26 protein-coding genes and 1 pseudogene are annotated in these 26,271 nt (G+C 45.7%); 2 read left to right on the forward strand and 25 right to left on the reverse strand.

All coding sequences use genetic code 11. From position 1 onward, the window contains the following. Positions 1-5 precede the first annotated feature (5 nt). From A9E74_RS06820 to A9E74_RS06910, 19 genes and pseudogenes are all read right to left on the reverse strand, one after another. Positions 6-275: a K+/H+ antiporter subunit F gene (locus A9E74_RS06820; protein WP_069295891.1), complete on the reverse strand. Its 270-nt coding sequence runs from the start codon at positions 273-275 to the stop codon at positions 6-8. Further along, positions 269-766, reverse strand: coding sequence for a Na+/H+ antiporter subunit E (locus A9E74_RS06825; protein ID WP_084002985.1), 498 nt, complete (start codon positions 764-766; stop codon positions 269-271). Before A9E74_RS06825 ends, A9E74_RS06820 begins: the two co-directional genes overlap by 7 nt. Next, the gene (locus tag A9E74_RS06830; protein WP_069295892.1) at positions 763-2,289 is read right to left on the reverse strand and encodes a monovalent cation/H+ antiporter subunit D; all 1,527 of its coding nucleotides are present in this window, start codon (positions 2,287-2,289) and stop codon (positions 763-765) included. Before A9E74_RS06830 ends, A9E74_RS06825 begins: the two co-directional genes overlap by 4 nt. Next, complete coding sequence (locus tag A9E74_RS06835; protein ID WP_069295893.1) at positions 2,286-2,675, reverse strand: Na+/H+ antiporter subunit C; 390 nt, start codon at positions 2,673-2,675, stop codon at positions 2,286-2,288. The genes A9E74_RS06830 and A9E74_RS06835 overlap by 4 nt, the downstream gene beginning before the upstream one ends. Then, the gene (locus A9E74_RS06840; RefSeq protein WP_069295894.1) at positions 2,675-5,494 is read right to left on the reverse strand and encodes a monovalent cation/H+ antiporter subunit A; all 2,820 of its coding nucleotides are present in this window, start codon (positions 5,492-5,494) and stop codon (positions 2,675-2,677) included. Before A9E74_RS06840 ends, A9E74_RS06835 begins: the two co-directional genes overlap by 1 nt. 141 nt (positions 5,495-5,635) lie before the next feature. Then, positions 5,636-6,127, reverse strand: coding sequence for a c-type cytochrome (locus A9E74_RS06845; RefSeq protein WP_069295895.1), 492 nt, complete (start codon positions 6,125-6,127; stop codon positions 5,636-5,638). Between the two features lie 57 nt (positions 6,128-6,184). Beyond that, on the reverse strand, positions 6,185-7,189 hold the full coding sequence (locus tag A9E74_RS06850) for a zinc-binding alcohol dehydrogenase family protein (RefSeq protein WP_069295896.1): 1,005 nt from the start codon (positions 7,187-7,189) through the stop codon (positions 6,185-6,187). 2 nt (positions 7,190-7,191) lie between these two features. After that, positions 7,192-7,626 (reverse strand): DUF1841 family protein, encoded by a 435-nt coding sequence (locus A9E74_RS06855; RefSeq protein ID WP_069295897.1) that lies wholly within the window; start codon positions 7,624-7,626, stop codon positions 7,192-7,194. Continuing rightward, positions 7,626-8,276, reverse strand: coding sequence for an endonuclease III (nth, locus tag A9E74_RS06860; protein ID WP_069295898.1), 651 nt, complete (start codon positions 8,274-8,276; stop codon positions 7,626-7,628). The genes A9E74_RS06855 and nth overlap by 1 nt, the downstream gene beginning before the upstream one ends. 2 nt (positions 8,277-8,278) lie before the next feature. After that, complete coding sequence (locus A9E74_RS06865; RefSeq protein ID WP_069295899.1) at positions 8,279-8,968, reverse strand: electron transport complex subunit E; 690 nt, start codon at positions 8,966-8,968, stop codon at positions 8,279-8,281. Next, on the reverse strand, positions 8,965-9,603 hold the full coding sequence (rsxG, locus tag A9E74_RS06870; RefSeq protein ID WP_069295900.1) for an electron transport complex subunit RsxG: 639 nt from the start codon (positions 9,601-9,603) through the stop codon (positions 8,965-8,967). The genes A9E74_RS06865 and rsxG overlap by 4 nt, the downstream gene beginning before the upstream one ends. Next, a pseudogene (rsxD, locus tag A9E74_RS06875) lies at positions 9,600-10,629 on the reverse strand (electron transport complex subunit RsxD). Before rsxD ends, rsxG begins: the two are co-directional and overlap by 4 nt. After that, on the reverse strand, positions 10,629-12,158 hold the full coding sequence (rsxC, locus tag A9E74_RS06880) for an electron transport complex subunit RsxC (protein ID WP_069295901.1): 1,530 nt from the start codon (positions 12,156-12,158) through the stop codon (positions 10,629-10,631). The pseudogene rsxD and the gene rsxC overlap by 1 nt, the downstream one beginning before the upstream one ends. Continuing rightward, a complete protein-coding gene (gene rsxB, locus A9E74_RS06885) occupies positions 12,155-12,715 on the reverse strand; it encodes an electron transport complex subunit RsxB (RefSeq protein ID WP_069295902.1) in 561 nt (186 codons plus the stop codon). The genes rsxC and rsxB overlap by 4 nt, the downstream gene beginning before the upstream one ends. A 2-nt stretch (positions 12,716-12,717) precedes the next feature. After that, positions 12,718-13,299, reverse strand: a complete 582-nt coding sequence (gene rsxA / locus A9E74_RS06890; RefSeq protein ID WP_069295903.1) for an electron transport complex subunit RsxA — start codon at positions 13,297-13,299, stop codon at positions 12,718-12,720. A 210-nt stretch (positions 13,300-13,509) separates the two neighbouring features. Continuing rightward, a complete protein-coding gene (locus tag A9E74_RS06895) occupies positions 13,510-14,577 on the reverse strand; it encodes a 3-deoxy-7-phosphoheptulonate synthase (protein ID WP_069295904.1) in 1,068 nt (355 codons plus the stop codon). A 75-nt stretch (positions 14,578-14,652) separates the two neighbouring features. Further along, positions 14,653-16,125, reverse strand: a complete 1,473-nt coding sequence (gene nhaD, locus A9E74_RS06900; RefSeq protein WP_069295905.1) for a sodium:proton antiporter NhaD — start codon at positions 16,123-16,125, stop codon at positions 14,653-14,655. A 68-nt stretch (positions 16,126-16,193) separates the two neighbouring features. After that, positions 16,194-16,664: a low molecular weight protein-tyrosine-phosphatase gene (locus A9E74_RS06905; protein WP_069295906.1), complete on the reverse strand. Its 471-nt coding sequence runs from the start codon at positions 16,662-16,664 to the stop codon at positions 16,194-16,196. A 6-nt stretch (positions 16,665-16,670) separates the two neighbouring features. Further along, on the reverse strand, positions 16,671-17,558 hold the full coding sequence (locus A9E74_RS06910; RefSeq protein ID WP_069295907.1) for a fructosamine kinase family protein: 888 nt from the start codon (positions 17,556-17,558) through the stop codon (positions 16,671-16,673). Between the two features lie 85 nt (positions 17,559-17,643). On the opposite strand from A9E74_RS06910, the gene rpiA reads away from it, so the two are divergent. Next, positions 17,644-18,345 (forward strand): ribose-5-phosphate isomerase RpiA, encoded by a 702-nt coding sequence (rpiA, locus tag A9E74_RS06915; RefSeq protein WP_069295908.1) that lies wholly within the window; start codon positions 17,644-17,646, stop codon positions 18,343-18,345. Between the two features lie 66 nt (positions 18,346-18,411). Here rpiA and A9E74_RS06920 read toward each other — a convergent pair whose 3' ends face one another. After that, positions 18,412-18,924 carry a peroxiredoxin gene (locus A9E74_RS06920; RefSeq protein ID WP_069295909.1) on the reverse strand — a complete coding sequence of 171 codons (513 nt, stop codon included), beginning with the start codon at positions 18,922-18,924 and terminating at the stop codon, positions 18,412-18,414. 150 nt (positions 18,925-19,074) lie between these two features. On the opposite strand from A9E74_RS06920, the gene A9E74_RS06925 reads away from it, so the two are divergent. Next, positions 19,075-20,088, forward strand: coding sequence for a Gfo/Idh/MocA family protein (locus A9E74_RS06925; protein WP_069295910.1), 1,014 nt, complete (start codon positions 19,075-19,077; stop codon positions 20,086-20,088). A 51-nt stretch (positions 20,089-20,139) separates the two neighbouring features. On the opposite strand, the gene A9E74_RS06930 is transcribed toward A9E74_RS06925, so the two are convergent. The 5 genes from A9E74_RS06930 to A9E74_RS06950 form a co-directional block, all read right to left on the reverse strand. Beyond that, positions 20,140-21,774 (reverse strand): methyl-accepting chemotaxis protein, encoded by a 1,635-nt coding sequence (locus tag A9E74_RS06930; RefSeq protein ID WP_069295911.1) that lies wholly within the window; start codon positions 21,772-21,774, stop codon positions 20,140-20,142. 182 nt (positions 21,775-21,956) lie between these two features. Beyond that, positions 21,957-23,015, reverse strand: a complete 1,059-nt coding sequence (locus A9E74_RS06935; protein WP_069295912.1) for a PA0069 family radical SAM protein — start codon at positions 23,013-23,015, stop codon at positions 21,957-21,959. Then, positions 23,015-23,737: an SIMPL domain-containing protein gene (locus A9E74_RS06940; RefSeq protein WP_069295913.1), complete on the reverse strand. Its 723-nt coding sequence runs from the start codon at positions 23,735-23,737 to the stop codon at positions 23,015-23,017. The genes A9E74_RS06935 and A9E74_RS06940 overlap by 1 nt, the downstream gene beginning before the upstream one ends. Positions 23,738-23,754: 17 nt before the next feature. Next, the gene (locus A9E74_RS06945; RefSeq protein ID WP_069295914.1) at positions 23,755-24,759 is read right to left on the reverse strand and encodes an alpha-L-glutamate ligase-like protein; all 1,005 of its coding nucleotides are present in this window, start codon (positions 24,757-24,759) and stop codon (positions 23,755-23,757) included. Then, entirely contained in the window at positions 24,756-26,267 is a 1,512-nt protein-coding gene (locus tag A9E74_RS06950; RefSeq protein ID WP_069295915.1) for an inactive transglutaminase family protein, read from the reverse strand. Before A9E74_RS06950 ends, A9E74_RS06945 begins: the two co-directional genes overlap by 4 nt. Between the last annotated feature and the right edge of the window lie 4 nt (positions 26,268-26,271).

Genomic DNA, 26,271 nt, shown 5'->3' on the forward strand with positions numbered 1-26,271 from the left:
TGCCTCTATTCCATTATGTCGCCGCGCAGCAAATATTTGCTTAGCGCCAGCGTGCCCATAAAGCCCATTACAGCGATTAACAATGCCGCTTCAAAATACAGCGCACTTTGCAGGTTGATTCCCAGCAAAATCAGCAGGGCAATGGTGTTGATATATAAAGTGTCCAGCGCCAGGATTCGGTCCGGCACACTGGGGCCGATAATCAGCCGGATAAAACTCAGCAGGATCGCGATGGCGACCATGACAAAAGCAATTGATAGGGCCAGATTCAGCATACGACAAAGATCTCCAGCAATGGCTTCTCGAATTTGCGGTAAATTTCAGCTTTGATTTCTGCCACGTCATCAATGTGTAAAGCATGGATCAATAAATAACGGCGGTCTTCGGTCAAATCACAGCTGACTGTGCCGGGTGTTAATGAAATGGTATTCGCTAACAAGCTGATGCCAACCGGGCTGGTTAATTGCAATTCATAATGCAGAAAACCCGGATTGAGTTTCTTTTGTGGGCCGAGGATTAATTTTGCAACAATGACATTGGCAATCAAAATATCCCATAAAACGTAGAGGATATAATGCACCAGTTTCCAGGGTCGACGAATGTTAATTTGCTCGGGCCAATAGCTGGAAGTCAGCCACGGAATAAAGACTGCTAAAGCGCCACCCAGTACGATATGTCCCGGATCTATGCTGTTATTCAGTAATAACCAGATCGCCCATAAAATCAGGGTCAGTAACGGATGGGGAAAGATACGCCGAAACATCATTTGCCGTTTTCTCCATGAGGAAGCGTCGTTAATACGGCATCAATATAAGCCTGTTGATCGTATAACTGGGCAGCGATTTGGCTACTCATCTCATTTAATGGTTTGGCAAATATCACCATTAACGGGCTGACCAGCATCAACATGATGACTGCCACAAATGCGGATTTATTTAACGGTGTTGATTGTTCCGATTTATCTTTTTTCACGCTGTAAAACATCAATGAGCCCGAACGGCAAACTGCCACGATCATCAGTAAACCGGCAACCAATACCACGCCTAAAATAGCCGCGAACCATGGATGACTGAGTGCTGAGTTCAGAATCATTACCTTACCGAAAAAGCCTGACAACGGCGGCATACCAGTCAAGGCAATAGCGAGCACCATAAAAACTGATCCCACAATGATCGGACGATCAATAGGAATCGCTTTGGTCAGTGAATCCGCATATGTGCCACGCCCTTTGAGGATGACATCAGCGACTAAAAACATTGCCGCGCCCAGCAGGGTGGAATGTATTAGATAGTAAAAAGTGGCTGTCAGTGCTAATTCATTGTTAACACCAATAGCAATCATCAAGGTCGCTACTGACGCTAAAATCAAATACGCCACCTGACGGCGTAATGCCCGAGCGGCTAATACACCTAATGCAGCCAATGCCAAAGTGATTAAGCCAAGCAGTAAAACCCATTGAACATGAACAAAGGCCAGATCACCTGCTTGTTCGCTAAAGATGGTGCCATGCACCCGGATAATTGAATACAGACCAACTTTGGTCATGATGGCGAATAGCGCAGCAACTGGTGCCGAGGTATAGGCGTACGCACCGGGTAACCACAAATACAAAGGAAACATTGCTGCTTTAATACCAAATACCACCAGCAATAACACAGCTGCTGTAGCGACAATACCTTGATCTTCTGGTGACACGGTTTTTACTGCAATAGCCATATCCGCAATATTCAGTGTACCGAGGATGCCGTAAAGCGTGCCGACGGCAAACAGGAACAGCGTCGAACCTACAAGATTGATCACCACATAATGCAGACCGGCGCGAGTACGCAGACGACCGCCACCATGGAGTAATAAACCGTATGAGGCGAGTAGCAGAACTTCAAAAAACACAAACAGGTTGAACACATCACCGGTCATAAATGCGCCGTTAAGACCAAACAGCTGCATTTGGAACAACACATGGAAATGTTGCCCCTGTTTATCGGTATCGGTGCGTATGGCGTACCACAACGCAGCCAATGCGAGTAACGAGGTTAACAGCAACATCATCGCTGATAAGCGATCCAGCACGATGACAATACCAAATGGTGCTTGCCAGTTACCGAGCAAAACTACTTGCTGTACATCGCTGCTTGCTAGATTGAAACTAACCAGACTGACACCGACCAGCAAGCTCACTAATATCAGGTTTAAGATGCGTTGTGTTTGAATGCCTGCAGGACGCGCCATCAGCATCAAGATGCCGCCAATTAATGGCAACAAGATGGGCAAAATGGTGAACGGACTCATGATGCGCTCCGTTCGGAATCTGTTTTGTTATTGTGTCGCTTGGCTTTGCGTTCATCATCAGAGCGATGCAGGCCATCAACATGATCATTGCCCAGTTCACTACGCGCTTTTAATGCTAGAACGATTAGAAACGCTGTCATACCAAAGGCAATAACAATTGCGGTTAACACTAATGCTTGGGGCAGAGGGTCGGTGTAACCAGCAGCAGCAGGATCAATAACTGCAGGAAAGCCAACCTGCAAACGGCCCATGGCAAACAAAAAGACATTAACCGCATAGGCAAGCATGGTCAGCCCCAATACGACGGGAAAAGTTCTGGCTCTCAGCGTTAAATACACGCCACAACCGGTCATAACGGCAATGACACTGGCAATTAGCCACTCCATTAGTTCACTTCCTCTTTTTTGATGTGATGCGATGCATGACTGAGTTTGCCAAGCTCTACCAGAATCATTACCGTGGCACCCACCACCACCAGGAATACCCCTAAATCAAAGGCTATTGCACTGGCCACTTCAAATTTGCCGACAACAGGCCAAGTCAGATAAGTAAATGAGGTTGTCAGGAACGGATAGCCAATAAACATCGATACCACGCCAGTCAATGTGGCAATCAATAAGCCAATCCAGATCACCCGATGCATATCGATTCGTAAACGCTCATTGGTCCAATCAATACCATTAGCTAAGTATTGTGAAATCAAAGCAACCGAAGCAATCAAACCAGCAATAAACCCGCCGCCCGGCAGATTATGACCACGCAGGAAGATAAACACCGCCACCATCAACATTAGCGGGAACAGTAAACGTGTCAGGGTCTGCATAATAGGCGGATGTGGATCATGACTCCAAACCAATCCATCGACATCTTTTGTTGGTGCAAAAAGTTTCAAGCCTTCCAGCATGGCAAATATACCTAAACCGGCTAATGCCAATACTGCAATTTCACCCAATGTATCAAAACCACGGAAATCGACCAGAATGACATTGACCACATTGGTACCACCACCACCCGGTTTGGCATTTTCAATAAAGAAGCCAGAGATAGGTGAGTAGTCGCGGCTCAACACCGCCATGGCTAAAAAGAATACTGAAACAGCAGCGGAGACAGAAATAACGCCATCACGAGTAAAGCGAATATAGCTGCGTTCCTGCGGTGTGTGTTGCGGCAAAAAGAACAAGGCCAGCAACAACAAAACAATGGTGACGACTTCAACGGATAACTGTGTCAACGCCAAATCCGGTGCCGAAAACTTCACAAAGCCCAAAGCCACAATCAGACCGACTACCCCAATAGCGATTAATGCGACCAGTCGTTTATGGTGGAGTATGACCGTCAGCAAACTGGCCACTATGAGAATCAGTGACATTAATAACGTAATGACATCGGCCTCCATCATCACACGATTGCCGATCAATGGTGAGTTGAACTGGAAGAAGGTAACGATACCGAGAACCAATGCACCACCAATTACCCACGTAACTGCTGGTTGTAAGGTGGTTTGATCGAAGGCATCGGTAACTTTTTTCGACAAACGGATAGTTTTCCACAGTAGCCAATCAAAAACGGCTTTGCCATCAAGGCTATGCAGACCTTTTTCATTCCAGGCGAATAAACGATGGCGCATGGTGTAAACCGCCACACCTAAAACTAAGGCAATGAAACTCATCAATAATGGAATATTAAAACCGTGCCAGATAGCCAGACTGAATTCAGGCGCTGCGGTTTGCAGACTTGATGCCACAGCCACCGTCAAAATAGGGCTGATTAAATACATCGGGGCAATCCCGACCAATAAACACAGCACTACCAGGATATCTACTGGGATTTTCATAAAGCGTGGTGGCTCATGCGGTGTTTTAGGTAGATCAATGGGCTCGCCATTGAAAAACACATCATGGATAAAGCGCAGTGAATAGGCGACTGAGAAGATGGCGGCGAGTGTGACCAATGCTGGAATCGTCCAGATAGCAAGCGGTGTTCCAGAAGCACTAATCGCCTGTTCAAAAAACATCTCTTTACTCAAGAAACCGTTCAATAAAGGAACACCTGCCATGGCTGCTGCAGCAATCATTGCCAGTACAGCCGTGTGCGGCATCATTTTGAACAGACCATTAAGCTTACGCATATCACGGGTGCCAGACTCATGGTCGATAATACCGGCAACCATAAATAGCGAGCCCTTAAAAGTCGCGTGATTGATGATATGGAAAATTGCAGCAACCAATGCCAGCTCACTGCTAAAACCAAACAGCAGTGTGATAAGACCCAAATGACTTAACGTTGAGTAAGCCAATAAACCTTTTAAATCATGTTTGAATAAAGCGACGTAAGCACCAAGCAGTAGGGTGATCAGACCGGCGGAACTGACCAGCCAAACCCATTCCGGAGTGCCGGATAAGGCTGGGAAAAAGCGTGCTAACAAAAAGATACCAGCTTTAACCATGGTGGCGGAATGCAGATAAGCCGAAACCGGAGTGGGGGCCGCCATTGCATGGGGCAGCCAGAAATGAAATGGAAATTGAGCTGATTTGGTAAATACACCAAGCAAAATCAAAACTAATGTCGGCAGATATAAGTCATGCCCTTTGATCAAGTCACCAGAAGCTAATACATCCGTTAACTGATAGCTACCCACAATATGACCGAGCAGTAACACGCCACCCAGTAACGCTAATCCGCCGCCACCGGTCACAGCAAGTGCCATACGTGCACCTTGACGGGCATCCTGACGATGTTGCCAGTAACTGATAAGCAGGAATGAGGTGATCGAGGTGAGTTCCCAGAACACCACCAGTTGAAGCAGATTTTCCGATAAAACAATGCCCAGCATCGAACCCATAAACATCAGCATGTAGGCGTAAAAACGGCCCATGGAATCTTTTGCAGACAAGTAATAACGGGCATAGATAATTACCAGCAGACCAATCAGTAAGATTAGTAGCGCAAATAACAGTGCCAGACCGTCTAGTCTAAAAGCGATGTTGAAACCAATAGATGGTAGCCAGGACCATTGTTGAATAATCGTTTCACCGGCAAAGACAAATGCCATGGAAGGGAATAGCAGCGCCAGAGTCAGTAAGGTGGTTATACCGGCTACCCAGGCTGAGGCTAATCTATTGTAGCGGGTGGCCCATGCAGCAAAAGGAGCTGCAAAAAAAGGCAATAAGGCGGCAAGTGGGAGATTAAAACTGAGTAAGCTCATGGCGGCTGGTGTGATCCCTGTCGATGCTAGACGATAATCGTTTCAGCATTAGGCTTAATAACTCTAAAATATTGTCTTGGTATTTATCTCAAAAGCTAAGCCGGAATATACCGGCTTAGCGTGTTCATGCAATTACTTTTTTTAGTCAGCTGATGAAATCATGTAATCCACAGCAGCTTTTACTTCTTCATCCGTTAGTTTCGGATTACCGCCGCGGGCTGGCATCATATTAAAGCCTTCAATTGCATGTTTATATACTGTGTCCATGCCTTGTTCAATACGTGGAGCCCAATCAGCAGCATTGCCAATTTTGGGTGAGTTCATCATGCCAGATGCGTGGCAAACCGCACACACTTGGGTAACGACTTGTTTACCGACACTGTTATCCCCAGCTTGTGCTGTATCTTCGGTTTCATCTGCTACAGGCGCTTCGGCAATTTGTTCTTCACCAATATTTTCTCTGGCAACCGGTTTTAATCTTTCGGCAATTGCTTCAGCATCCATGGGTTCTGGTTCGACAACATTGTCGGCAATTGCCAGCATATTAGACAAAATCAGATTGGCAATTAGAAACAGTACTGCGACAACAATTAAACTGCCGATCAAATACTTAGGTGAATTAGATGATTGCATGTTTACCTCAGTCTTCTTAATAGTGGCACTAATTATACGGGCATATGCTCAGCCGCGCTACGCATCAGACAACGGCCCAAGCGTTATTTTGCCTAATGTTTGAGATTGGCTTAACAAATCATGGGCTTGTTCAAGTGTTTGGGGGGTCAGCTTGTCAAAATGTCGTTGTGCAATAGGCCGTAATTGATTTAATTCAACCATCTCAGCGACTTGTTTTAGGATGTTTCCCTGCTGTTGAATATCATTGGTTTGCATACGAGGGCGGGTAAACATGAATTCCCAGACCAATCCTGCACTTTTATTTTTTAGCAGATTCAAATCGACAGGTTGCTGAAAATTGACCACCAGGGCAATCATCCCCTGCGGTGCAATCAATTCAACCATTTGCGGATAGTAATAGTCGCTGTCATTGAGACACAAAATATAATCCGGGGCTGACAGATTGGCTTGTTGATAGTTGCTGGTTAAAGAGCCTTGATGACTGACAACCGCATCAGCACCTAAGGTTTCACACCATTGTTTGCTCTCTGGGCGTGAAGCGGTCGCGACAACGTTCAGTTTGGTGAGTTGTTTGACAAGTTGAATGGCCATTGAACCGACACCGCCAGCACCACCGATAATCAATAATGTTTTATTCTCATCTTTGACCGCATCAATTTTCAGTCGATCAAACAAACTTTCCCATGCGGTAAGGCTGGTTAACGCTAAAGCGGCCGCTTGATGCATTTCCAGATTGCTAGGTGCTTTGGCAATAATCCGTGAATCCACCAGTTGGTGCGTCGCATAACAACCCTCTCTGCCAATATCACCAGCGTAGAAGACTTTATCTCCAACCTGAAAGCCTTGGCATTGATCACCAATTTCGACGATGGTGCCAGAGGCATCAAAACCAATGATTTTGCCTTCTGAATCGGGCTGAATTGTCGATTTAACTTTCAGGTCTACCGGATTCACCGCTACAGCTTCCACGGCAACCAATACGTCATAGCCGGATGCTTTAGGTGTTGGTTGGCTGATTATTTGCGCCATTGTCTGAGCATTCTGAAACTTTAATGCCTGCATGATTATTTCTCCGATAAACGTTGAACTGATCTGAGGTAGGCGGTTTCTGATGGCGGTTGTTGCTGCTGTTGGGCCAGCCACAATTGTTCAGCCAGGCAATCAACCATTAAATGTTCAGTGGTATGTGCATCGCCTGTTTTAGCCGATAACTGTTGATAGGCTTGCACGATTCCAGCTGGACGATTGATGGAGAGTTGTTCGTGAACCGCAATGTGCAGTCCCATATGCAGATAGGGATTGGTCTGACCGTTTTCTACAAAATATTCCTGGCCTGATTGAATAGGTGAGGAGAGCAGGGAGTGATATTCGGGGTGAAGCGTTATTACATCAGCAATCATCTGTTCTAACGCAGTGAGTATTTGAGCGGATTGCATTTTTTGCCAAACATCATGATATTGTTGGCGTAGTGCATCACGATTCTGACTGAAAACGGCCATCAGGCAGTTATCCGTTGTCGCTGATTGCGACGAAATTCATCACACAAATCAGTCACAATGCATTGATCGCAATGTGGTTTTCTTGCTGTGCAAACATAGCGACCATGCAGAATCAACCAGTGATGGGCATCAAGTTTGAATTCTGCCGGAATAACTTTCATCAAGCGATCTTCCACTTCACGGACATTTTTGCCTTTGGCCAGTCCGGTTCGATTTGACAAACGAAAGATATGGGTATCAACCGCCATGACTGGATGTTTGAAAACGGTGTTGAGAATGACATTGGCGGTTTTGCGACCGACACCGGGTAAAGCTTCCAATGCTTCACGATCTTCTGGAACTTCGCCGTTATGTTTATCAATCAGTAGCTGGCAGGTTTTGATAACGTTTTCAGCTTTGCTATTAAACAGGCCGATGGTTTTGATATAGCTTTTCAGACCATCCACACCCAAATCCAGAATCGCCTGCGGCGTATTGGCTACGGGATAAAGTTTATCAGTGGCTTTATTGACGCCGACATCGGTGGCTTGTGCTGACAGAATCACCGAAATCAGCAATTCAAACGGTGTTGAATAATTCAGCTCTGTGGTGGGCGCTGGGTTTTGATCGCGCAGTCTGCTAAAAAATTGTTGCCGCTGCGTTTGATTCATTGTTAGCCCGTTGTGGTTTGAGTTGCCAGCGTTGTTGCTTCGACCTTAACGGCGCGACGACTGACTCGAGCATCAATCACGTTTTTCAACGCCACGATTAATCCCAGACCGATAAATGCACCGGGCGGCAAAATGGCAATCAGAAATCCACGATAATCATCAATAACAGTGATTTCCAAACCGCGAGCAGCTTCACCAAACATTAAGTGTGCCTGGCTAAACAAGGTGCCCTGACCCAATAATTCGCGCATGCCACCAAGCAATACCAGCACTGCAGTAAAACCAATCCCCATCATCAGTCCATCGAGTAAAGAGGGTGCGACTGGATTCCGTGCTGCAAAGGCTTCTGCCCGGGCGATGATCGAACAGTTGGTGACGATTAACGGAATGAAAATACCAAGGATCAGATACAGCTCATGGAACCAGGCATTCATGGACAATTCTATCGCGGTAACAATCGACGCAATGATTAAAACAAACACCGGCAACCGTGCTTCATCCGGAATTTGATGACGCAACATGGAAATAATACCGTTTGAAGCGACCAGAGTCAGTATGGTGGCCAGGCCAAGTCCCAGCCCATTAATCATGGTATTGGTAACAGCCAACAACGGACACAAACCCAATAATTGCACTAAGGCGGGATTATTTTTCCACAGACCTTCTTTAATAATCTGCTGATAGATTGTCATGTGTTTTCCTCTGCCGGGATAAACAACTTATCCTGATTAGCTTCAAAAAATTCCAATGTACGTTTGATGGCATTCACTACGGCGCGAGCGGTAATGGTTGCGCCGGTAAATTGATCAAAATCACCACCATCTTTTTTAACTTTCCACCGCGATTTATCCGGTGAGTCTAATGACAATCCAGCAAATTGCAGGATCCAGTCATCACGTTGCACATCTATTTTGTCACCCAAGCCGGGGGTTTCTTTGTGACTGATTACACGTACTCCAGCCAGACTGCCATCGGTGTAGACAGCAATCAGAATATTGATACTGCCGCTATAACCATCCGGTGCCACACTACTTAATACCGCAGCAACTGGTTCATTATTTTTGCGTGCCCGGTACACCATTGTTGGCTCTGTAGTGCCTAATTGCGGGGTAGCGGGTAACACAATCGTGTCATTCAGAATATCGTTGTCATAGACCTGTTTGGGCACCAATACATTAATGGCATCCAATAAAGCCAGACGTTCATTTTCTTTAATCTGTTCCCGGGTACTTTCTTCGGTAAACGCCACTAAAGTTGTTGCCACGATGGCAAACAAAGCCAGCATCAGCCCAACCCGAAACGCCGGTTGATTCCATAATGCTTTCATCGTGCCGCTCCACCATAGACACGTGGCTGGGTGTAATAATCAATTAGAGGCACCAACATATTCATCAGGATCACGCAAACGCCACACCATCTGGATAACCACCCCAAATACGAATTACATAAGTCAAAATGCCAACTCCGGCACCAAACACGATTCGACCTTTCAATGTGGTCGAACCCGACACAGGATCGGTAGCAATAAAAAATGCGCCGAGCATGGTGCCACCACTTAATAAATGAAACAGTGGTGAACCGGAAATAGTCGGATCAATCAGGGTGGTAATACTGCTAATAATCAGCAGCGCTAAAATCATCGCCACCGGCACATGCCAGCTGATAACCTTACGATAAATCAGCCAAATCCCGCCCAAAGCAAACCAGATATTGATCCACTCCCAGCCAAGGCCACCAGCCATACCAAACATAGGCTGACTGCTGATAAATTCAGGGTGTTGCAGTAATACGATTTGTGTTTTCATCGCATCGAGCGGCGTCGCACCGGAATAGGCATCTATACCCAAACCATTAAACTGACCGGTGAAAATCAATTGCAAGGCGCTCATCCAACCCATTGGTTGCTCGGCCAAAGATTGCACAGGCAACCAGGTGGTCATTTCCAATGGAAAGGAAATCAATAACAACACATAGCCAATCATCGCCGGATTAAAAGGGTTATAACCCAGACCGCCATATAAATGTTTAGCAAAAACAATGGCAAAGGTCACACCAATCACCGTCATCCACCATGGTGACAACGGAGGAATCGCCAAAGCCAGTAACACCGCGGTTACCGCTGCACTACCATCACTTAGAAATGGTTTTAATGGACGATGACGTAATTTCAGCATCAAGCTTCGGTGATGAGTGCCACTGAAACGGCTAGCGTGACATTAATCAAAACACCCGGACCAAAATAAAAAGTCATGGCAATCACGGCCGGAATCAATGCCAGCAGAACTTGCAGCATCTGTAAGGTGACGCGATTAGCACCTGCTAAAAACGGCGGGCTCAGCCGAAAAATAGGCATCAGGCTTTTTCCTCAGTAACCGAATCGGCAGCTTCTGCTGTGTTGGTCGAATCTTCTTCTTTGGCTTTTGCTGCTTTAGTTGCAGCTAAGGCGGCTTTGCGTTGACGTTGACGTTCTTCTTTTTCCTGCGCTTCACGTTCTAAACGTTCGAGACGGCTTTCATGGCGTTGTCTGGCAAGGTCAGATTTGTGACGCTCACGTTCCTGATTCATGATTTCAGTTTTGGCAAACCGGAAATAAGAAACCAGCGGTATTTTGCTCGGGCACACATAATCACAGCAACCGCATTCGATACAATCAAACAGGTTGTAATCACGGGTTTTATCAAAATCTTTGGCGCGGGAATACCAATACAACTGCTGTGGCAGCAAACTGGCAGGACAGACATCGGCACAATCACCACAACGAATACACGGTAACGGTTGTGCTGGCGGGGCCACATCATCAACACCGACCAGAATACAGTTGGCCGTTTTAGTGATCGGTAAATCATCACCAGCCAGACTGTAACCCATCATCGGACCACCCTGGATAAACGGTTCGTCCGGTTGACGTCGGGTCTCACAGAATACCAATAAGTCTTTGATTGGCGTGCCAAATAAGGTTTCAAAATTGCCAGCGTGAGGGACGTCTGTACCGGTGACTGTGACCACTCGTGAAATTAACGGTTCACCATGCAAAATAGCGCGGCCTACTGCATAGGCTGTTCCGGGGTTATGGCAGACGATACCGATATCAATCGGCAATTTATTGGTTGGTACCTGTTTGTTGGTGACAACCTGGATCAATTGTTTTTCACCACCCGTTGGATAACGGGTTGGCACTACTACTATTTCAGTTTGAGATAAATGCGATCGGCCGGAGAGGGCATAACGCATCGCTGCTATAGCCTCAGGTTTGTTGTCTTCAATAGCCAGGATGCAGCGTGAAGCTCGCAGGGCGAACAACATGATCTCTACGCCATCAAGAATACCGTCTGCACGTTCACGCATCAGCATGTCATCACAACTGATATATGGTTCGCACTCTGCACCGTTAATCAGTAAGGTTTCAACGCTGTGATGCACACCTGGATTGAGCTTGATAAAGCTTGGAAAACCAGCGCCACCTAAACCGACAATACCGGCATCCCGAATAATCTGCCGTAATTCATGGGCAGAATGCTGACGGAAATCTTTTATTTGTTGCCGATCAATCCAGCGATCCTCGCCATCAGTTTCAATGGTAATACACGGTGCAGAAAGACCTGATGGATGTGGAATGGCATGTTCACCAATGGCAGTTATGACACCGGAACTTGGAGCGTGCAGACAGACAGAAACATGGCCTTCGGCGCGTGCGATTCGTTGACCTTTTAAGACTTTATCACCGACCTCAACAATTGGCACTGCAGCTGCACCGATATGTTGTTGCAAAGGCAACACCAGTTGTTTGCTTATTGGCGTTTTACGAATCGGCCCTTGAGTGGAACGTTTTTTATGACCGGGCAGTTTCAATCCACCTGGAAAATCACCTAACGGCGCACTCATGATCCGGTTCTCCTTTGCAGGTCAACATGTGAAGGATCCGGCCAGCGCCAAGTGTGCGGGTTCGGTTGAGTTTCGACCATATCAATACAATCTACTGGACATGGTTCAACACATAATTCGCAGCCGGTGCATTCATTAGCAATAACCGTGTGCATATGTTTGGCAGCGCCGAGAATGGCGTCTACAGGGCAGGCTTGAATGCACAAAGTACAACCGATACAGCGAGCTTCATCAATCACAGCCAGCATTTTCGGTTTTTCTACCCCACATTCTTCGTCCAGTGGTTTGGGTTCGACATCAAGTAAATCAGCCAGTGCCTGAATGGTGGCTTCACCACCGGGAGGGCAACGGTTGATATCAACTTCCCCTGCAGCGATCGCTTCTGCATAAGGTCGGCAACCGGCAAAGCTACATTGACCACATTGAGTTTGCGGCAGGATTTTATCGATTTGATCGACAATCGGATCACCTTGAACTTTAAAACGTATTGAGGCAAACCCGAGCACAAGTCCCAGAATCAACGCGAGCAGCGTGATAGCAATGATGGCTGTCAACATGGCTAAACCTTCACTAAACCGGCAAAGCCCATAAAGGCCATCGACATTAATCCGGCAGTGATTAGCCCAATGGCTGCACCTTGGAACGGAACGGGCACATCAGCTGCAGCGAGTCGTTCACGCATTGCAGCGAAAATGATTAATACAATTGAAAAGCCGACCGCGGCACCAAAGCCATATAAAGCTGATTCCAGAAAACCGTGTTTTTCCTGAACATTCAACAAAGCAACACCTAAAACGGCACAGTTGGTGGTGATAAGCGGCAGGAAAATACCTAAAACCTGATACAGCAGCGGGCTGGTTTTATGCACGACCATTTCGGTGAATTGAACGACAACGGCAATAACAAAAATAAAACTGATGGTACGCAGAAATTCAAGACCCAGCGGAGACAGCAGGTATTCATTGATCAAATAACTACTGATAGATGATAAGGTCAAAACAAATGTGGTTGCCAGCGCCATGCCCATTGCTGTTTCCAGCTTGCGCGAAACACCCATGAACGGACATAGGCCGAGGAATTTCACCAGCACAATGTTGTTCACCAGAATGGTGCTTATCAAAATTAGGGCATAGTCAGCCATGTAATAACCTACTGATTTTCTCAGGAATTAGCATAAGTTACTGCTCTACCCTGATTCAAATACAAATTATGAACCGAATATTATAGCTTAATAACGCTTTTAATGTAGCGTTGCAGTATGAGGTTAAGGCTTGATGGTGAAGGACTTAGCGTCTTAGCAACGAGTTCGCAATCTGACTGGTAAAAGAGTCAAAAATTCCTTTGCTTTTTATCAAGCAGCAGCGGCATTCTTGCGACGCTGTCTGACCGCCGCGGCTAACTCACGCAATAATGGCTCACTATTATCCCAAGCCATGCAGGCATCGGTAATACTTTGGCCGTAAACCAGTTCTTTGTCCGCTTCCACATTTTGTCTGCCGCCAACCAGATTACTTTCCAGCATCAAGCCGATAATGCGTTTATCACCGGCTGCGATCTGTTCAGCCAATAAGCGTCCGACCACTTCCTGTTGCAAGTGATCTTTGCCACTATTGGCATGACTGCAATCGACCATAATTCGCACTGATTGCCCACTGCGGCCAATCACTGCCGCCGCTTCATCAATACTGCTTTTATCGTAATTAGGCTTTTTACCACCACGTAAAATGACATGGCAATCTGGATTGCCAGTAGTAGAAAAAATAGCGGAATGGCCATCTTTGGTCAGGGACATGAAGTGATGTGGTTTTGATGCTGACAGGCACGCATCCACAGCAATTTGCAGTCCACCATCAGTGGCATTTTTAAACCCAACCGGGCAAGACAAGCCGGAGGCCAGTTCACGATGCGCCTGACTTTCTGTTGTACGCGCACCGATTGCGCCCCAGGAGATCAGATCGGCAATGTATTGAGGGCTAATAAGATCCAGATATTCTGTTGCAGCAGGAACACCCATTTCAGCAAGATCCAACAGCAATTTTCTGGCGATATTCAGTCCGTCGTTGATTTTGAAACTGCCATCGAGGTAAGGATCATTAATCAGACCTTTCCAACCGACAACGGAACGAGGCTTTTCAAAATAGACGCGCATAATGATATGCAGATCATCAGCCAGCTCATGAATCAACGGCTGCAAGCGACTGGCATAGTCACGTGCCGCATTGGGATCATGAATAGAGCAGGGGCCGATAATGACGATCAAACGATCATCACGGTGATGCAGAATATCCTGACACGCAGTGCGAGCGTTAAACACGGTTTCAGATGCCGCATCCGAGATCGGTAATTGTTCATGCAATTGCGCTGGTGGCAAAACTTCCTGAATACCAACGATGCGTAAATCATCTGTGTTGTAACGCATTTTCAACCTGATTTGTGTTCAAAAAAATAATCGGCAATTGTAATACGTCGGGGCCTTTTACGCTATTTCAAGCTGTCAGGGTAGAGCGACAGCAAATAAATCAGCATTCAACCATAGATGTACCCAGATACTGGCGATATAGCCAAGCGCGATAGCCCAAACCCATTTCAAATGCGCGACGAAGGTATATATACCACGGGCTTGACCCATTACTGCTACGCCAGCTGCTGACCCTATCGACAACAGTGAACCGCCGACTCCGGCGGTTAAAGTGGCAAGTAACCATTGACCATGACTCATGTCAGGCATCATAGATAACACGGCAAACATGACAGGAATGTTATCGACAACTGCGGAAATCAAACCGACCATGATATTGGCAGTGGTCGCACCTAATTGACCATATAAAAACTCTGAACCCACACTGAGATAGCCAATGGTACCAAGGCCGCCAACACATAAAATGATGCCGTAGAAAAACATCAGTGTGTCCCATTCGGCGCGTTGCAATTGCTCAAAAATATTGAACGGCATTTTCTGCTGGGTATCATCGTTAATATTAAACGCGGTCTGGCCATCATTTTCACGTTTATCCATTAAACGTTTATCGCGCATTTTTAGGAAATAACCATGCAGTTTCAGTAGACCTAAACCGGTCATCATGCCAAGCACAGGAGGCAAATGCAGAAAGTGGTGACTGCTGGCAGCCATGGCAATGGTAAGAATAAATAATCCTACAACTACCATCGCTCCCGATTTGAGCGGGGCATATTCATGAACTGCTATTGAGGCCACATTTTTGATTGCCAGTGATAATAAAACCGCAGGAATCAGCCAGTTGACCAGCGATGGTACAAACAGCGCAAAAAATTCATGAAACGCCAACACACCTTTTTGCCAGACCATTAACGTGGTGATATCACCAAATGGACTGAAAGCACCGCCCGCATTAGCTGCCACAACGATATTGATACAGGCGACAGCAATAAATTTATGATTATTGCCGGCAACAGCCATGACCACGGTGGCCATCAATAATGCGGTAGTTAAGTTATCGGCTACCGGTGAGATGAAAAAAGCCATCAAACCGGTTAGCCAGAAAATAGTTCTTAATGAAAAGCCTTTATTGACCAGCCAGGCACGAATCGCATCAAAGATTCCCCGTTCGCCCATGGTGTTGATATAGGTCATTGCTGCCAGCAGGAATAAAAACAGTTCGGCATATTCCAGCAGGTTGTGGCGAATCATGATGCCAGCTGTTTCATGGAAAACCGGATCAGTTTGCTGGGCGTAAATCATTGCAATCAATACCCAAATCAAACCCGCAGCCACAATGACTGGCTTGGATTTGCGCATATGGATCTGCTCTTCGGCGATGACCAATCCATAGGCAATAAAGAATATTGCTAATGCGGCAAAGCCAACCCAATGTCCTGTCAGATCAAGCATAGCTGCATTTTCTGCTGCCAATAACGCTGGAGAAAACAGTGACATTAAGACAAAGATTGTCCAGCCAGACAATGACTTGGATAAGCCTGAAACGGGCATGATAGCTTCCTGCGATGGGGGGTAAAAAAGCTGTTAGATGATACCCCTCATCGCCGGAATAACAACCCTTATTTTAGAACTTTTTGATAGAAACCTTCAGCAGCATCAGTGACTAAATCAAATACATGGTTAAAGCCATTCTGCCCACCGTAGTAGGGATCCGGCACATCGGTTTCATCACGGCCTTCGGCATAGTCAAGAAATAGTCTGACCTTATGTTGATATTCAATTGGACAAGCCTGTTTGAGGATATCCAGATTGTCCTGATCCATCGCCAGAATGTAATCAAAATGCTCAAAGTCTTCGTAACGAAATTTACGAGCTCTGATAAAAGATAAATCTACACCACGTTGCTTAGCGGTTTGTTGAGCACGGGCATCAGGTGGTTCGCCAACGTGATAAGCATGTGTGCCGGCAGAGTCAACCAGAAACTTGTCACTGCTGCCTTTATCTTTCAATAAACTGATAAACACACCTTCTGCGGTAGGTGAACGGCAGATATTGCCCATGCAGACGAATAACACTTTGATTTGACTCATTCTTAACTAACTCCGTAGCTCGGCCAATAGTTGCGAAATCATGGCATCGGCCTGACCGAGGTAGCCGCCACCAAACAGATTAAGATGATTAATAATATGATAAAGGTTATAGAGCGTTTTGCGAGTGCGATAACCGGAATCGACTGCTCTGATACTCCGGTAACCGGCATGAAAGTCACTGCCAAAGCCACCAAATAATTCAGTCATGGCCAAATCGGTTTCAGCATCTCCGTAGTAACAGGCGGGATCAAAGATCACCGGATTACCATGCTCATCTGCAGCAGCATTGCCACCCCATAAGTCGCCGTGTAATAAAGAAGCTTGTGGCTGATAATCTGTGAAAAAGGCTGGCAGTAGTTCAATTAACCGTTCACCATTTTTCTGCAGACTGCCTCTAAAGCCATTTGTGGCAGCGAATTCAAGTTGCTTTCCAAGACGCTGTTGTTGCCAGAACTGCACCCAGTTGGCAGAACGATCGTTTATCTGCGGCGTACTGCCGATGGTGTTATCCATATGCCAGCCAAAATACGCTTGTGGCTGTTGATGTAACAAAGCCAGTTGTTCGCCGAGCTTGGCATTGGCTGAGCCGCGCATGCTGCCAAGAGGAATATATTCCAATACCAGATAACTATGTCCATCGCCGGTGCCATAGCAAATGACTTTCGGCACGCGAACAGCGTTGAGTTCTGCCATCTCTTGCAAGCCTTGGGCTTCAGCAACAAACATATCTGACAGCTTCGGACTATTTACTTTAATAAAGAACTGAGTATCAGGTGTTTTCAACTGATAGGCGGTGTTTATGCAACCGCCGCCTACCGAAGACAGTTGATGTGGCTGGCAGTTGACTCCAGTTACACGTTCAATTTCCTGGATTATTTCAGTGAGTTGAGCCATGTTTGTCTCCACGAAAGGTGAGCAGCTAATTTAACCATGCTAAGCTGAAACGACAATTTTGCCAAAACATGCAAGGAGTTTGTCAATGTCCACACATACTGAAGCGAGCCCGCCAAGTCCCAAACAACAGGTGGCCATTAAAGCTGCCGAAATCGTCGACAACGGCATGATTGTCGGCTTGGGTACCGGTTCAACTGCCAACCTGTTTATCGATGAACTGGCTCGCCGACAGCATGAACAGCAATTGGAGATTCAGGTTGTGGCCAGTTCGGTCATCAGTCGAGTTAAGGCTCAGCAGGCTGGACTTCAGGTCATTTCCATCGAGCATTTATCGCATCTGGATATGTATGTGGATGGTGCGGATGAAGTCACCACTGATATGCAGCTGTTAAAAGGACGAGGGCAGGATCTGGTCTGTGAAAAGTTACTGGCCAGTCATGCCACTGCTTTTTATGTGCTGGTTGATGACAGCAAAATGGTTTCACGAATTGGTGAGAAAAACGCCATACCTATCGAAGTGATGCCAAGTGCCGCGCAGCTGGTGCTAAATCGACTGGCAAAACTGCAGGCTAAAGGCAGTCTTAGGCTGAATGCCGCGGGTGATAATGTGGCCTATAGTGCTGCTGGAAATTTAATTCTGGATATGCAATTTACTGATCTTGAAACTGCGCAGATTAATGCCTTGCTAACCGTTATGCCGGGTGTAGTTGAGCACGGTATTTTTGCGGATATTGTCAAAGCGGTATTTATTGGCTCGTCTGATGGAGTGAAGCTGCTACAGCGTTGAGAAAACATTAAACAAAAAGGCAGTGTCAAACACTGCCCTTTGTTTAAACCGGTTAACTTGCGACCGTTATTTTTTTAATTCTTCCAGAATGGTTTCGGCTTTAGATTTAGCAAACTCACCCGAAGCTTCCACGCCGATATATTTCACTTCACCATCGGTAATAATCATTGCGGCCCGGAACGAACGAACGCCCATGCCACCACCGGTTAAATCACGATCCAAACCTAATGCTTTGGTGTATTCGGCGCTGCCATCAGCCATCATACGGACTTTGCCATTGGCTTTTTGCTCACGGCCCCAAGCGGCCATAACAAACGCATCATTGACTGCTAAACACCAAATTTCATCGGCACCAGCGGCTTTAATGGCATCTGCATGTTCGACATAACCAGGTAAATGTTGCGAAGAACAAAGCGGAGTGAATGCTCCCGGTACCGTGAACAATACAATGGTTTTGCCTTTTGCCATCTCACGCACATCCATCGGCGACGGGTTCATCGGGCAGCCATTTTCAGGATCGAATTCCACACATTCGGTTAATTTGCCATCAGGTATCTGTTGTCCAACTTCAATCGTCATAACTCGTCCTCATTGATGAATAAGATTATTGAGTAGGATAAGCCATCTGTCTCGAGATAAAAACACTGATTATTAAAGGGACTTTCAAGTTTGGTGCAATCCATTTAAATCGTTATGATGAAGCACATAATGATTTAAATGGAGTAAAAAATGACCGCAGAAAAAACTATCCTGAACTGGGGGATCCTCGGAGCAGCGCGCGTCACCGAAAAATTAATCCCTGCCATCATTGAAGCCAATAATGCAAAGCTGGTTGCCGTCGCCAGCCGTCGAAAAGGCGCTGCAGCTGAGGCATTGGCAAAACTGGCGCCTGAGAATAACGATATTCTTGCTCTGGATGATCCCGAGGCTTTATTAAGTCATCCAGATATTGATGTAATCCATTTGCCGATGGCGAATGAAGAGCATGCTGAATGGGCATTAAAAGCCATTGCCCATGGTAAACATTTGCTCATTGAAAAACCGATGGCCTTAACGGTTAAAGATATTGATGCCATTACCCAAGCCGCAAAAGAGAAGGGCGTAAAAGTAATGGAAGGCTTTATGTATCGCTTTCACCCACAACATGACGCGGTACGGGAGATTATTGAATCTGGTGTAATCGGTGATGTCAGAACGGTCAGTACCCGTTTTGCCTTTCCAATGAAACCAGCTCGTCTATATCGGGTTAACCGCCCCATTGAAAATGGCGGTGGAGCAATGTGGGATATCGGACCTTATGCCATACATACAGCCAGATTATGGTTTGATGAAGAACCTAAAGCCGTTACCGCTGTTGCCAACATAAATGAACATGGTGCGGATTTAAGCCTGACAGGTGTTTTCGACTACGGTAATGGCCGGTTTGCCCAATTCGAAATGAGTTTTGAACATGCCCGACGCAGTGTCTACGAAATCATCGGCACCTTGGGTGGCATAACCTGTCATACAACCTGGCAACCGGCAGACGAAACGGCCAAGCTTTCCTGGTGGACCGAAGCAGGGCAACAGGAAACGGTTGAAGTGCCAGCAGCCGATCAATTTGTGAATGAAATTGAACATTTTTCAGCTTGTGTAATGAACAACACCGATCCGTTACTCAGCCTGGAAGATGCACGGGCTAACTGCCAAGCTATTGTGGCAGCGTTGCAGTCAGTGAAAGAAGGTAAAACCGTACAGCTTTAAACAAATTAAGCCGCTCAAATGGAGCGGCTTAATTTATGTTGAGGCTAAGTTTTAACTCGCTGTTTTAAATTTACTGATCGATTGTTGCAGTACATCCGCCAACTGATTGAGTTCAAAACTTAAGGTTGAAATTGATTGGGAACCGGCTTCAGCCTTGTCTGATACGGCAGTTATCCGGCGGAAGTTATTATTAATTTCTTCGGCTACTGCCGATTGCTGTTCGGCGACACTGGCGATTTGCGCATTCATATCATTAATCGCGGTTACTGAACGGCTGATTACTGCTAATGATTCACCGGCATGCTCCGCCTGAGTAACACATTGATGCGCTTTATTTTTACCTTCTTCCATCACTTTTACCGCGATGATGGTTCTGCTTTGGGTTTTTTCGATTAAGTCTTTAATATTTAATGTTGACTCTTTGGTGCGGCTGGCCAGGCCACGAACCTCATCGGCAACAACTGCAAAACCTCGACCATGCTCGCCGGCACGGGCGGCTTCAATAGCTGCATTTAACGCCAGTAGATTGGTTTGTTCGGTAATATCAGCAATGACCTGAACAACGCTACCAATTTTTTTGCTGTCTTCAGACAATTCATCAATAACACGTGCTGCTTCTTCAACTTTAGCCGCCAACTCAGCAATACTGGCAATCGTTTTGCTAACTTCCTGATTACCGTTAATAGTTTCTTTATCTGCTGTTTGAGCCTGCATTGCAGCCTCACTGGTCAGGCGGGCAATTTCTTGAACCGAAGTAGAAATCTCACTAATGGCATTAGCGCCATCAAGCGTTTGTTGTTTCTGATCGATAACTAAACTTTGATTATTTGCTGAAGTTTGATTCATTACCTTGGCCGCATCCGAAACCTGACCTGCGGATAAACTAATCGCCTTCATGATATGTGACAGTTCGTTCGACATGGCGCTTAATGCACCCACAATACTTTTAGGAAATTTGGTGTGAGCTTGTTGAGTCAAGTCACCAGATGCAAATGCACTGATTAATTCTGCAGCGGAATCCGGCTCACCACCAATGGTGGAATACAAACGACCAATCAACCGATAGCTCACAAAAATGGCAATGACGATGGCAATTAGCGTCACGGTGATCATCAATGCCATAAACCCACCAGTTTGCTGACGAATGTAATCAACTTGATTGCTGATAGTGACTTCCTGAAAATCGATAAATTGATTTACGGCAGCTAACCATTGTGTGTAAGCAGGAGAAGTATTGACCATCAGGTAATCGCGGGCTTCTGTGTTTCTGCCTTGATTGATTAAGTTAATGGTCTCAGCGGTGTGAGCCAAAGTTTGTTGCTCAATCGATTTGATATTGTTTAACAGTGTGTTTTCCTGAGTGGCAAATTGTTGTGGATTATTGGCCATCGCTTCAAGGTTTACAGCTGATTCTGCATAGAATTGTTCTAAGCGTTTGATATCCTGGAGATGCTGCTGGCGCTCGGCACTGTTTTCACTTAACACTACATCTCGAATGGAAATGGCGCGGTCATGGACACTGCCACGAAAGTTAATGGCTGCACGTTGTTTGACACTATCAACCTCGTTGATTTTACTCATAGTCCGGTCAATTTTACTGACTTCGTTTATGCCAATTATGGCAATCAACACCATCAAACTTAATACGATGCCGAAGCCAAGTTGAAGCCTGTTTTTGATAGTCACTGAAATTTCCTGGTTATTGAATGCAAACGCATCATTGCGTATTACATGTGAGTTTTATGTCAAAGCAATATTATGTATGCCTGTTTAAAAAAACAAAATCAGGAAATTTCTTTAACTTATAAGAAATGAGTATTAGCTATCATTAGTCAGGAGGGGGGGCGATTAGGCTCAGCAGATAGGGATTAAAACAAGCTCATTTGACTATTTGGTGTTTGAAATAAGTCACAGCGTAATGCAGGAAGAGTGGATTTGATGTTTAATTTTTTGCAGATATTGTGGAAACGTTGGGCTAGTAAATCAGCAAAAATACCTTCACCGCGAAGTCGATGACCAAAACGCGGATCGTTATTTTTACCGCCGCGTAAATCATGAATTCGATTCAAAATATGCTGAGCCTGATCCGGTCGATGAGTCTGCAGCCATGTTTCGAATAATGGGCTGACTTCCAACGGTAATCTGAGCAAGATGTAATTAACGTCCAATGAGCCTGCCTCGATGACGGCTTTCACAATATTTTCCAACTCGTAATCAGTTAATACCGGAATAACCGGCGCAATTAAAACCGTTACCGGAATACCTGCAGCGCTTAATGTTTCAATGGTTTGCAAACGACGTTTCGGGGCACTGGCTCTGGGTTCCATTATTCGTGATAAAGCAGGATCAAGTGTGGTTATAGAAAGATGAACCTGCACTAAATTATTCGAGGCCATCTTTTGCAGAATATCAATATCTCGTTCCACCATGGCCGACTTGGTCACGATATGACAGGGATGACGGGTTTCATTCAAAACCTGCAGAATCTGTCGGGTGATTTGAAAGTCGCGTTCGACTGGCTGGTAAGGATCAGTATTTGCACCCAGGGAAATGGGTGAGCATTTATAATTCTTTGCTGATAACTCTTTTTTGAGCAACTTGGCAGCGTCAGGTTTAGCCGTTAGTTTTGTTTCAAAATCCAGTCCGGGGGAGAGGCCTAAATAGGCATGGGATGGACGGGCATAACAATAAATACAACCATGTTCGCAGCCACGATAGGCATTTATGGATTGGCTAAAAGGTAAATCAGGCGATTGATTGCGGGTAATGATGGTTTTCGGGTGTTCAATCTCCACCGTAGTTTTGGGCGGGTTTTCTGGTTCTTGGAACCAACCATCATCAACCATTTGGCGTTGATGATGGTTGTATCTTGCATCGATCCGTTGAGCTGTTCCTCGTCCTTTGATTGAAGGCTGTTTAGGCTGCATTAATCAGACAAATAATATTCCACTGTCGAAACTACTCGAACCTGTTTGATATGCGGGTTATTGTTGTCGCGAGCGGTAATGCTGAACTGGCCTTGAGACGCTTTGCGAATTTTGCCTAAATCACTGTCAGAATCCTGGGCAAATTTCTCGGCTACTTCACGGGCATTTTCAGTAGCTTCTTCGATCATTTCCGGTTTGACTTCATTGAGTCGGGTAAACAGATATTCGGTCTGTGCCATATAGTTTTCACCGGTCAACACCAGACCTTGTTTACCTAATTCGGCCACAGCAGGCATTGCCTGACGAACTGCTTCGATATTTTGGGAATAGACGGTTACGGTTTGTGTAGCGGTATAGCGAAATTCTGCTCTGGGTCCACCACCATATTGCTGGGCTGACTTATCGGTAATAGCTGGAGCATTAAAAGTGATCTCATCTTGCTGAATGCCACGCTGCTGCAGAAATTCACGAACTTTCTTGCCATTATTTTCAATCGCTTGATACAACTCTGGCAGATCATTGTTGGCTTCAGTGAATTGAATCGGCCAAATCACCACATCCGCTGGATAATCACGCTCAGATAAACCTTTTACCGTTACGCTGCGTTCCAGCTGCTTGAAATCAATTAACGCCTTGCCGAGCTGAAAGCCCAGTAAGGTTAAGCCCAGAAATAATGCCCCACCCAAAATCAATGCAGTTGATTTACTTTGATTAGCTATCATTCCGGACTCCTGTTGAATCAACGATGATCAGTAAAATGTTCTCTTGCGTAAGCGACGCGATCTTCAATGCTCATTCTTTTCTTATGACTCAGCCCTTCAATCTGCCGCAGTCGAGGTAATAAGCCTTTACCATTGGCAATCTGGATGGTGAGGCCGGGACGGGCATTCAGTTCCAATAACATCGGACCTTTAAAACGATCCAAAACAATATCAGTACCTAAGTAGCCTAAGCCAGACATTTCATAACATGATACCGCTAGATTTAATACTTCTTCCCAGTGCGGTACTTTCAACGACATCATATTTAAACCGGTATCAGGATGTAACAGAATCGGTTTATCAAATTGTACTGCACGCAACGCATGTCCATCACCGATATCCAGACCAACACCAACAGCACCTTGATGCAGATTGGCTTTACCATTGGAGGCGGCAGTTGATAAACGCATCATTGCCATTACTGGGAAACCACGAAACACAATTACCCGAGTATCAGGCACACCCTCGTAGCTGTAGCCGCTGAAACAATCATCAAAATGAATCAAATCTTCAATGATGGCGACATCAGCACGACCGCCCAAAGAAAACAAACCGGCCAGGATATTAGTGACATGGCGTTCCAAATCACCAATGTTGGCAAATTGCCCATTGGATTTACGATAGCCTTCTTCACTTTGTCGAGTGATGACTAAAATACCTTTGCCACCTGAACCATGTGCAGGCTTGATACAAAAGCCACTACTGCATCGTTGCAGAATGTCAGTAAGATCTTTTACCGCATGTTGTTCGCTGATAACACCAATCAAATCGGGGACTTTCACGCCAGCTTCTAACGCCAGTTCTTTAGTTTGTAATTTGTCATCAACCAATGGGAACAGTCGGCGTGGGTTATAACGACTGATATAGGAAACGTTTCGCCGATTCATACCTAATACACCGATTTTACTCAGGGCACTCGGATGCGCATAACGCTCGCGTATGGTTTGAAACCAGTTCAATTTTTTTTCTACTGGTTCGCTCATTGTTTATCCAGCTTGGTTAAGGGTTTAAAGCGTTTCAACTCAAGCAAACGATAACCAGTGTAACTACCCGCAACCAATGTCAGTGCCATAAGAATCAGCTGAATTCCCATAAAATTGAAGGTTAAATGACGCACCCAATCAAGGTTCATCGCCATATAAGCCAGGATGGCGACTAGTAATGAACCACCGCCTTGAATCATGACTTGTTTAGCACCTTCCTCTTCCCAGAGAATCGACATACGTTCAATGGTCCACGCCAGAATGATCATCGGGAAGAAGGTGATTTTCATACCTTCAGTCAGACCAAATTTATAAGCCACAATCGAGAAAATAGCGATCATACCGATAACCATGATAATGACCGCGGATATTCGGGCGACCAGTAGTAAGTTGAGATAGGACAAGTAGGATCGGATCATCAAGCCCACACCGACAATCAGTAAAAAGCCGATTAAACCGGTCAGTAAACTGGTTTGAATAAATGCCATGGCAATCAATACCGGCATAAAGGTACCCGAGGTTTTGATACCGACCAGAATTCGCATCAACACCACAATCAATACGCCTACCGGGATCAACAAAATACCTTTAAAAATGGCTTGTTCTTCTAGCGGCAGGGTATACAGCGAAAAATTCAGCCATTCGTTATCAGCAAACTTTTGGTTTAAAGCGATGTTGAATGGTTGTTCCTGCGAAATCATCGAGAAGGTAACTTGTGCATTGGTTGCACCAACCACTTCCAATACCGGGCCGGAATGATATTGCCACAGCAACATGTTTTCAGCCTGGCCTTGTACACCGGTTTCTGGGTTAAACACCTCATAGTCTTCGTCATCAAACACCTGAATGTATTCAATTAATGACTGACGTCGACGGCCATCTTCCAAATATAAAGCATGAATGCGTCTGGCTGGTACGCCAGCTTCTTGCAGTAATTGTGCTATCCAAAGCGTTTTCGGCTTTAGTTGAGCTAATAACTCAGCGGTTTGCTGTTGATTATTAAATTCGTGAATCAATTCACGAGCCAATGTGTAATTGGATGATGAACGCTCAACAGCACGATCCAGAATCATTTTAGCGGCTGCAGCGTATGGCTCCTGTTCAACATTTGGTTTAATGTTTTCCACAGGTTCTTGTTCTACCGGTATGGCAAACGGATCAAGCAACATGTCGACTTTGTAATAAAGCGATTGATTGCCAGTGGCTTCGCGGATAGACCATTCTGCGTAGGTACCGCCTTTACGATCAACAAAGGCTAAACCATAGCCCGGACTGGCAGTTTGTTGATTAAGCTGAGTAAAGCCCGGTTGGGTATTTGGAATGGCTAGACGGGCAGTAACCGGTTCGCCACGAGCTTCAAAATCAACTTTGGCTTCAATTGACCAGGTTTGCCGTTGTTCACCAGGAAACCAGGGAATATCAAACGCGATATGACGATGTAAAGTAAGCGCTAAACCTGCAAAAAACAGCAGACTGACCAGAATATAAAACGGCGCACGTGATGCCATGATG

The sequence above is a fragment of the Methylophaga muralis genome, from assembly GCF_001720165.1.
GTDB classification, from domain to species: Bacteria; Pseudomonadota; Gammaproteobacteria; order Nitrosococcales; family Methylophagaceae; genus Methylophaga; species Methylophaga muralis.

Bases quoted from the DNA above. Each gene is read 5' to 3' on its own strand.
- A9E74_RS06820 (WP_069295891.1), bottom strand. From the start codon at position 275: ATGCTGAATCTGGCCCTATCAATTGCTTTTGTCATGGTCGCCATCGCG.
- A9E74_RS06825 (WP_084002985.1), bottom strand. From the start codon at position 766: ATGATGTTTCGGCGTATCTTTCCCCATCCGTTACTGACCCTGATTTTA.
- A9E74_RS06830 (WP_069295892.1), bottom strand. From the start codon at position 2,289: ATGAGTCCGTTCACCATTTTGCCCATCTTGTTGCCATTAATTGGCGGC.
- A9E74_RS06835 (WP_069295893.1), bottom strand. From the start codon at position 2,675: ATGGAGTGGCTAATTGCCAGTGTCATTGCCGTTATGACCGGTTGTGGC.
- A9E74_RS06840 (WP_069295894.1), bottom strand. From the start codon at position 5,494: ATGAGCTTACTCAGTTTTAATCTCCCACTTGCCGCCTTATTGCCTTTT.
- A9E74_RS06845 (WP_069295895.1), bottom strand. From the start codon at position 6,127: ATGCAATCATCTAATTCACCTAAGTATTTGATCGGCAGTTTAATTGTT.
- A9E74_RS06850 (WP_069295896.1), bottom strand. From the start codon at position 7,189: ATGCAGGCATTAAAGTTTCAGAATGCTCAGACAATGGCGCAAATAATC.
- A9E74_RS06855 (WP_069295897.1), bottom strand. From the start codon at position 7,626: ATGGCCGTTTTCAGTCAGAATCGTGATGCACTACGCCAACAATATCAT.
- nth (WP_069295898.1), bottom strand. From the start codon at position 8,276: ATGAATCAAACGCAGCGGCAACAATTTTTTAGCAGACTGCGCGATCAA.
- A9E74_RS06865 (WP_069295899.1), bottom strand. From the start codon at position 8,968: ATGACAATCTATCAGCAGATTATTAAAGAAGGTCTGTGGAAAAATAAT.
- rsxG (WP_069295900.1), bottom strand. From the start codon at position 9,603: ATGAAAGCATTATGGAATCAACCGGCGTTTCGGGTTGGGCTGATGCTG.
- rsxC (WP_069295901.1), bottom strand. From the start codon at position 12,158: ATGAGTGCGCCGTTAGGTGATTTTCCAGGTGGATTGAAACTGCCCGGT.
- rsxB (WP_069295902.1), bottom strand. From the start codon at position 12,715: ATGTTGACAGCCATCATTGCTATCACGCTGCTCGCGTTGATTCTGGGA.
- rsxA (WP_069295903.1), bottom strand. From the start codon at position 13,299: ATGGCTGACTATGCCCTAATTTTGATAAGCACCATTCTGGTGAACAAC.
- A9E74_RS06895 (WP_069295904.1), bottom strand. From the start codon at position 14,577: ATGCGTTACAACACAGATGATTTACGCATCGTTGGTATTCAGGAAGTT.
- nhaD (WP_069295905.1), bottom strand. From the start codon at position 16,125: ATGCCCGTTTCAGGCTTATCCAAGTCATTGTCTGGCTGGACAATCTTT.
- A9E74_RS06905 (WP_069295906.1), bottom strand. From the start codon at position 16,664: ATGAGTCAAATCAAAGTGTTATTCGTCTGCATGGGCAATATCTGCCGT.
- A9E74_RS06910 (WP_069295907.1), bottom strand. From the start codon at position 17,558: ATGGCTCAACTCACTGAAATAATCCAGGAAATTGAACGTGTAACTGGA.
- rpiA (WP_069295908.1), top strand. From the start codon at position 17,644: ATGTCCACACATACTGAAGCGAGCCCGCCAAGTCCCAAACAACAGGTG.
- A9E74_RS06920 (WP_069295909.1), bottom strand. From the start codon at position 18,924: ATGACGATTGAAGTTGGACAACAGATACCTGATGGCAAATTAACCGAA.
- A9E74_RS06925 (WP_069295910.1), top strand. From the start codon at position 19,075: ATGACCGCAGAAAAAACTATCCTGAACTGGGGGATCCTCGGAGCAGCG.
- A9E74_RS06935 (WP_069295912.1), bottom strand. From the start codon at position 23,015: ATGCAGCCTAAACAGCCTTCAATCAAAGGACGAGGAACAGCTCAACGG.
- A9E74_RS06940 (WP_069295913.1), bottom strand. From the start codon at position 23,737: ATGATAGCTAATCAAAGTAAATCAACTGCATTGATTTTGGGTGGGGCA.
- A9E74_RS06945 (WP_069295914.1), bottom strand. From the start codon at position 24,759: ATGAGCGAACCAGTAGAAAAAAAATTGAACTGGTTTCAAACCATACGC.
- A9E74_RS06950 (WP_069295915.1), bottom strand. From the start codon at position 26,267: ATGGCATCACGTGCGCCGTTTTATATTCTGGTCAGTCTGCTGTTTTTT.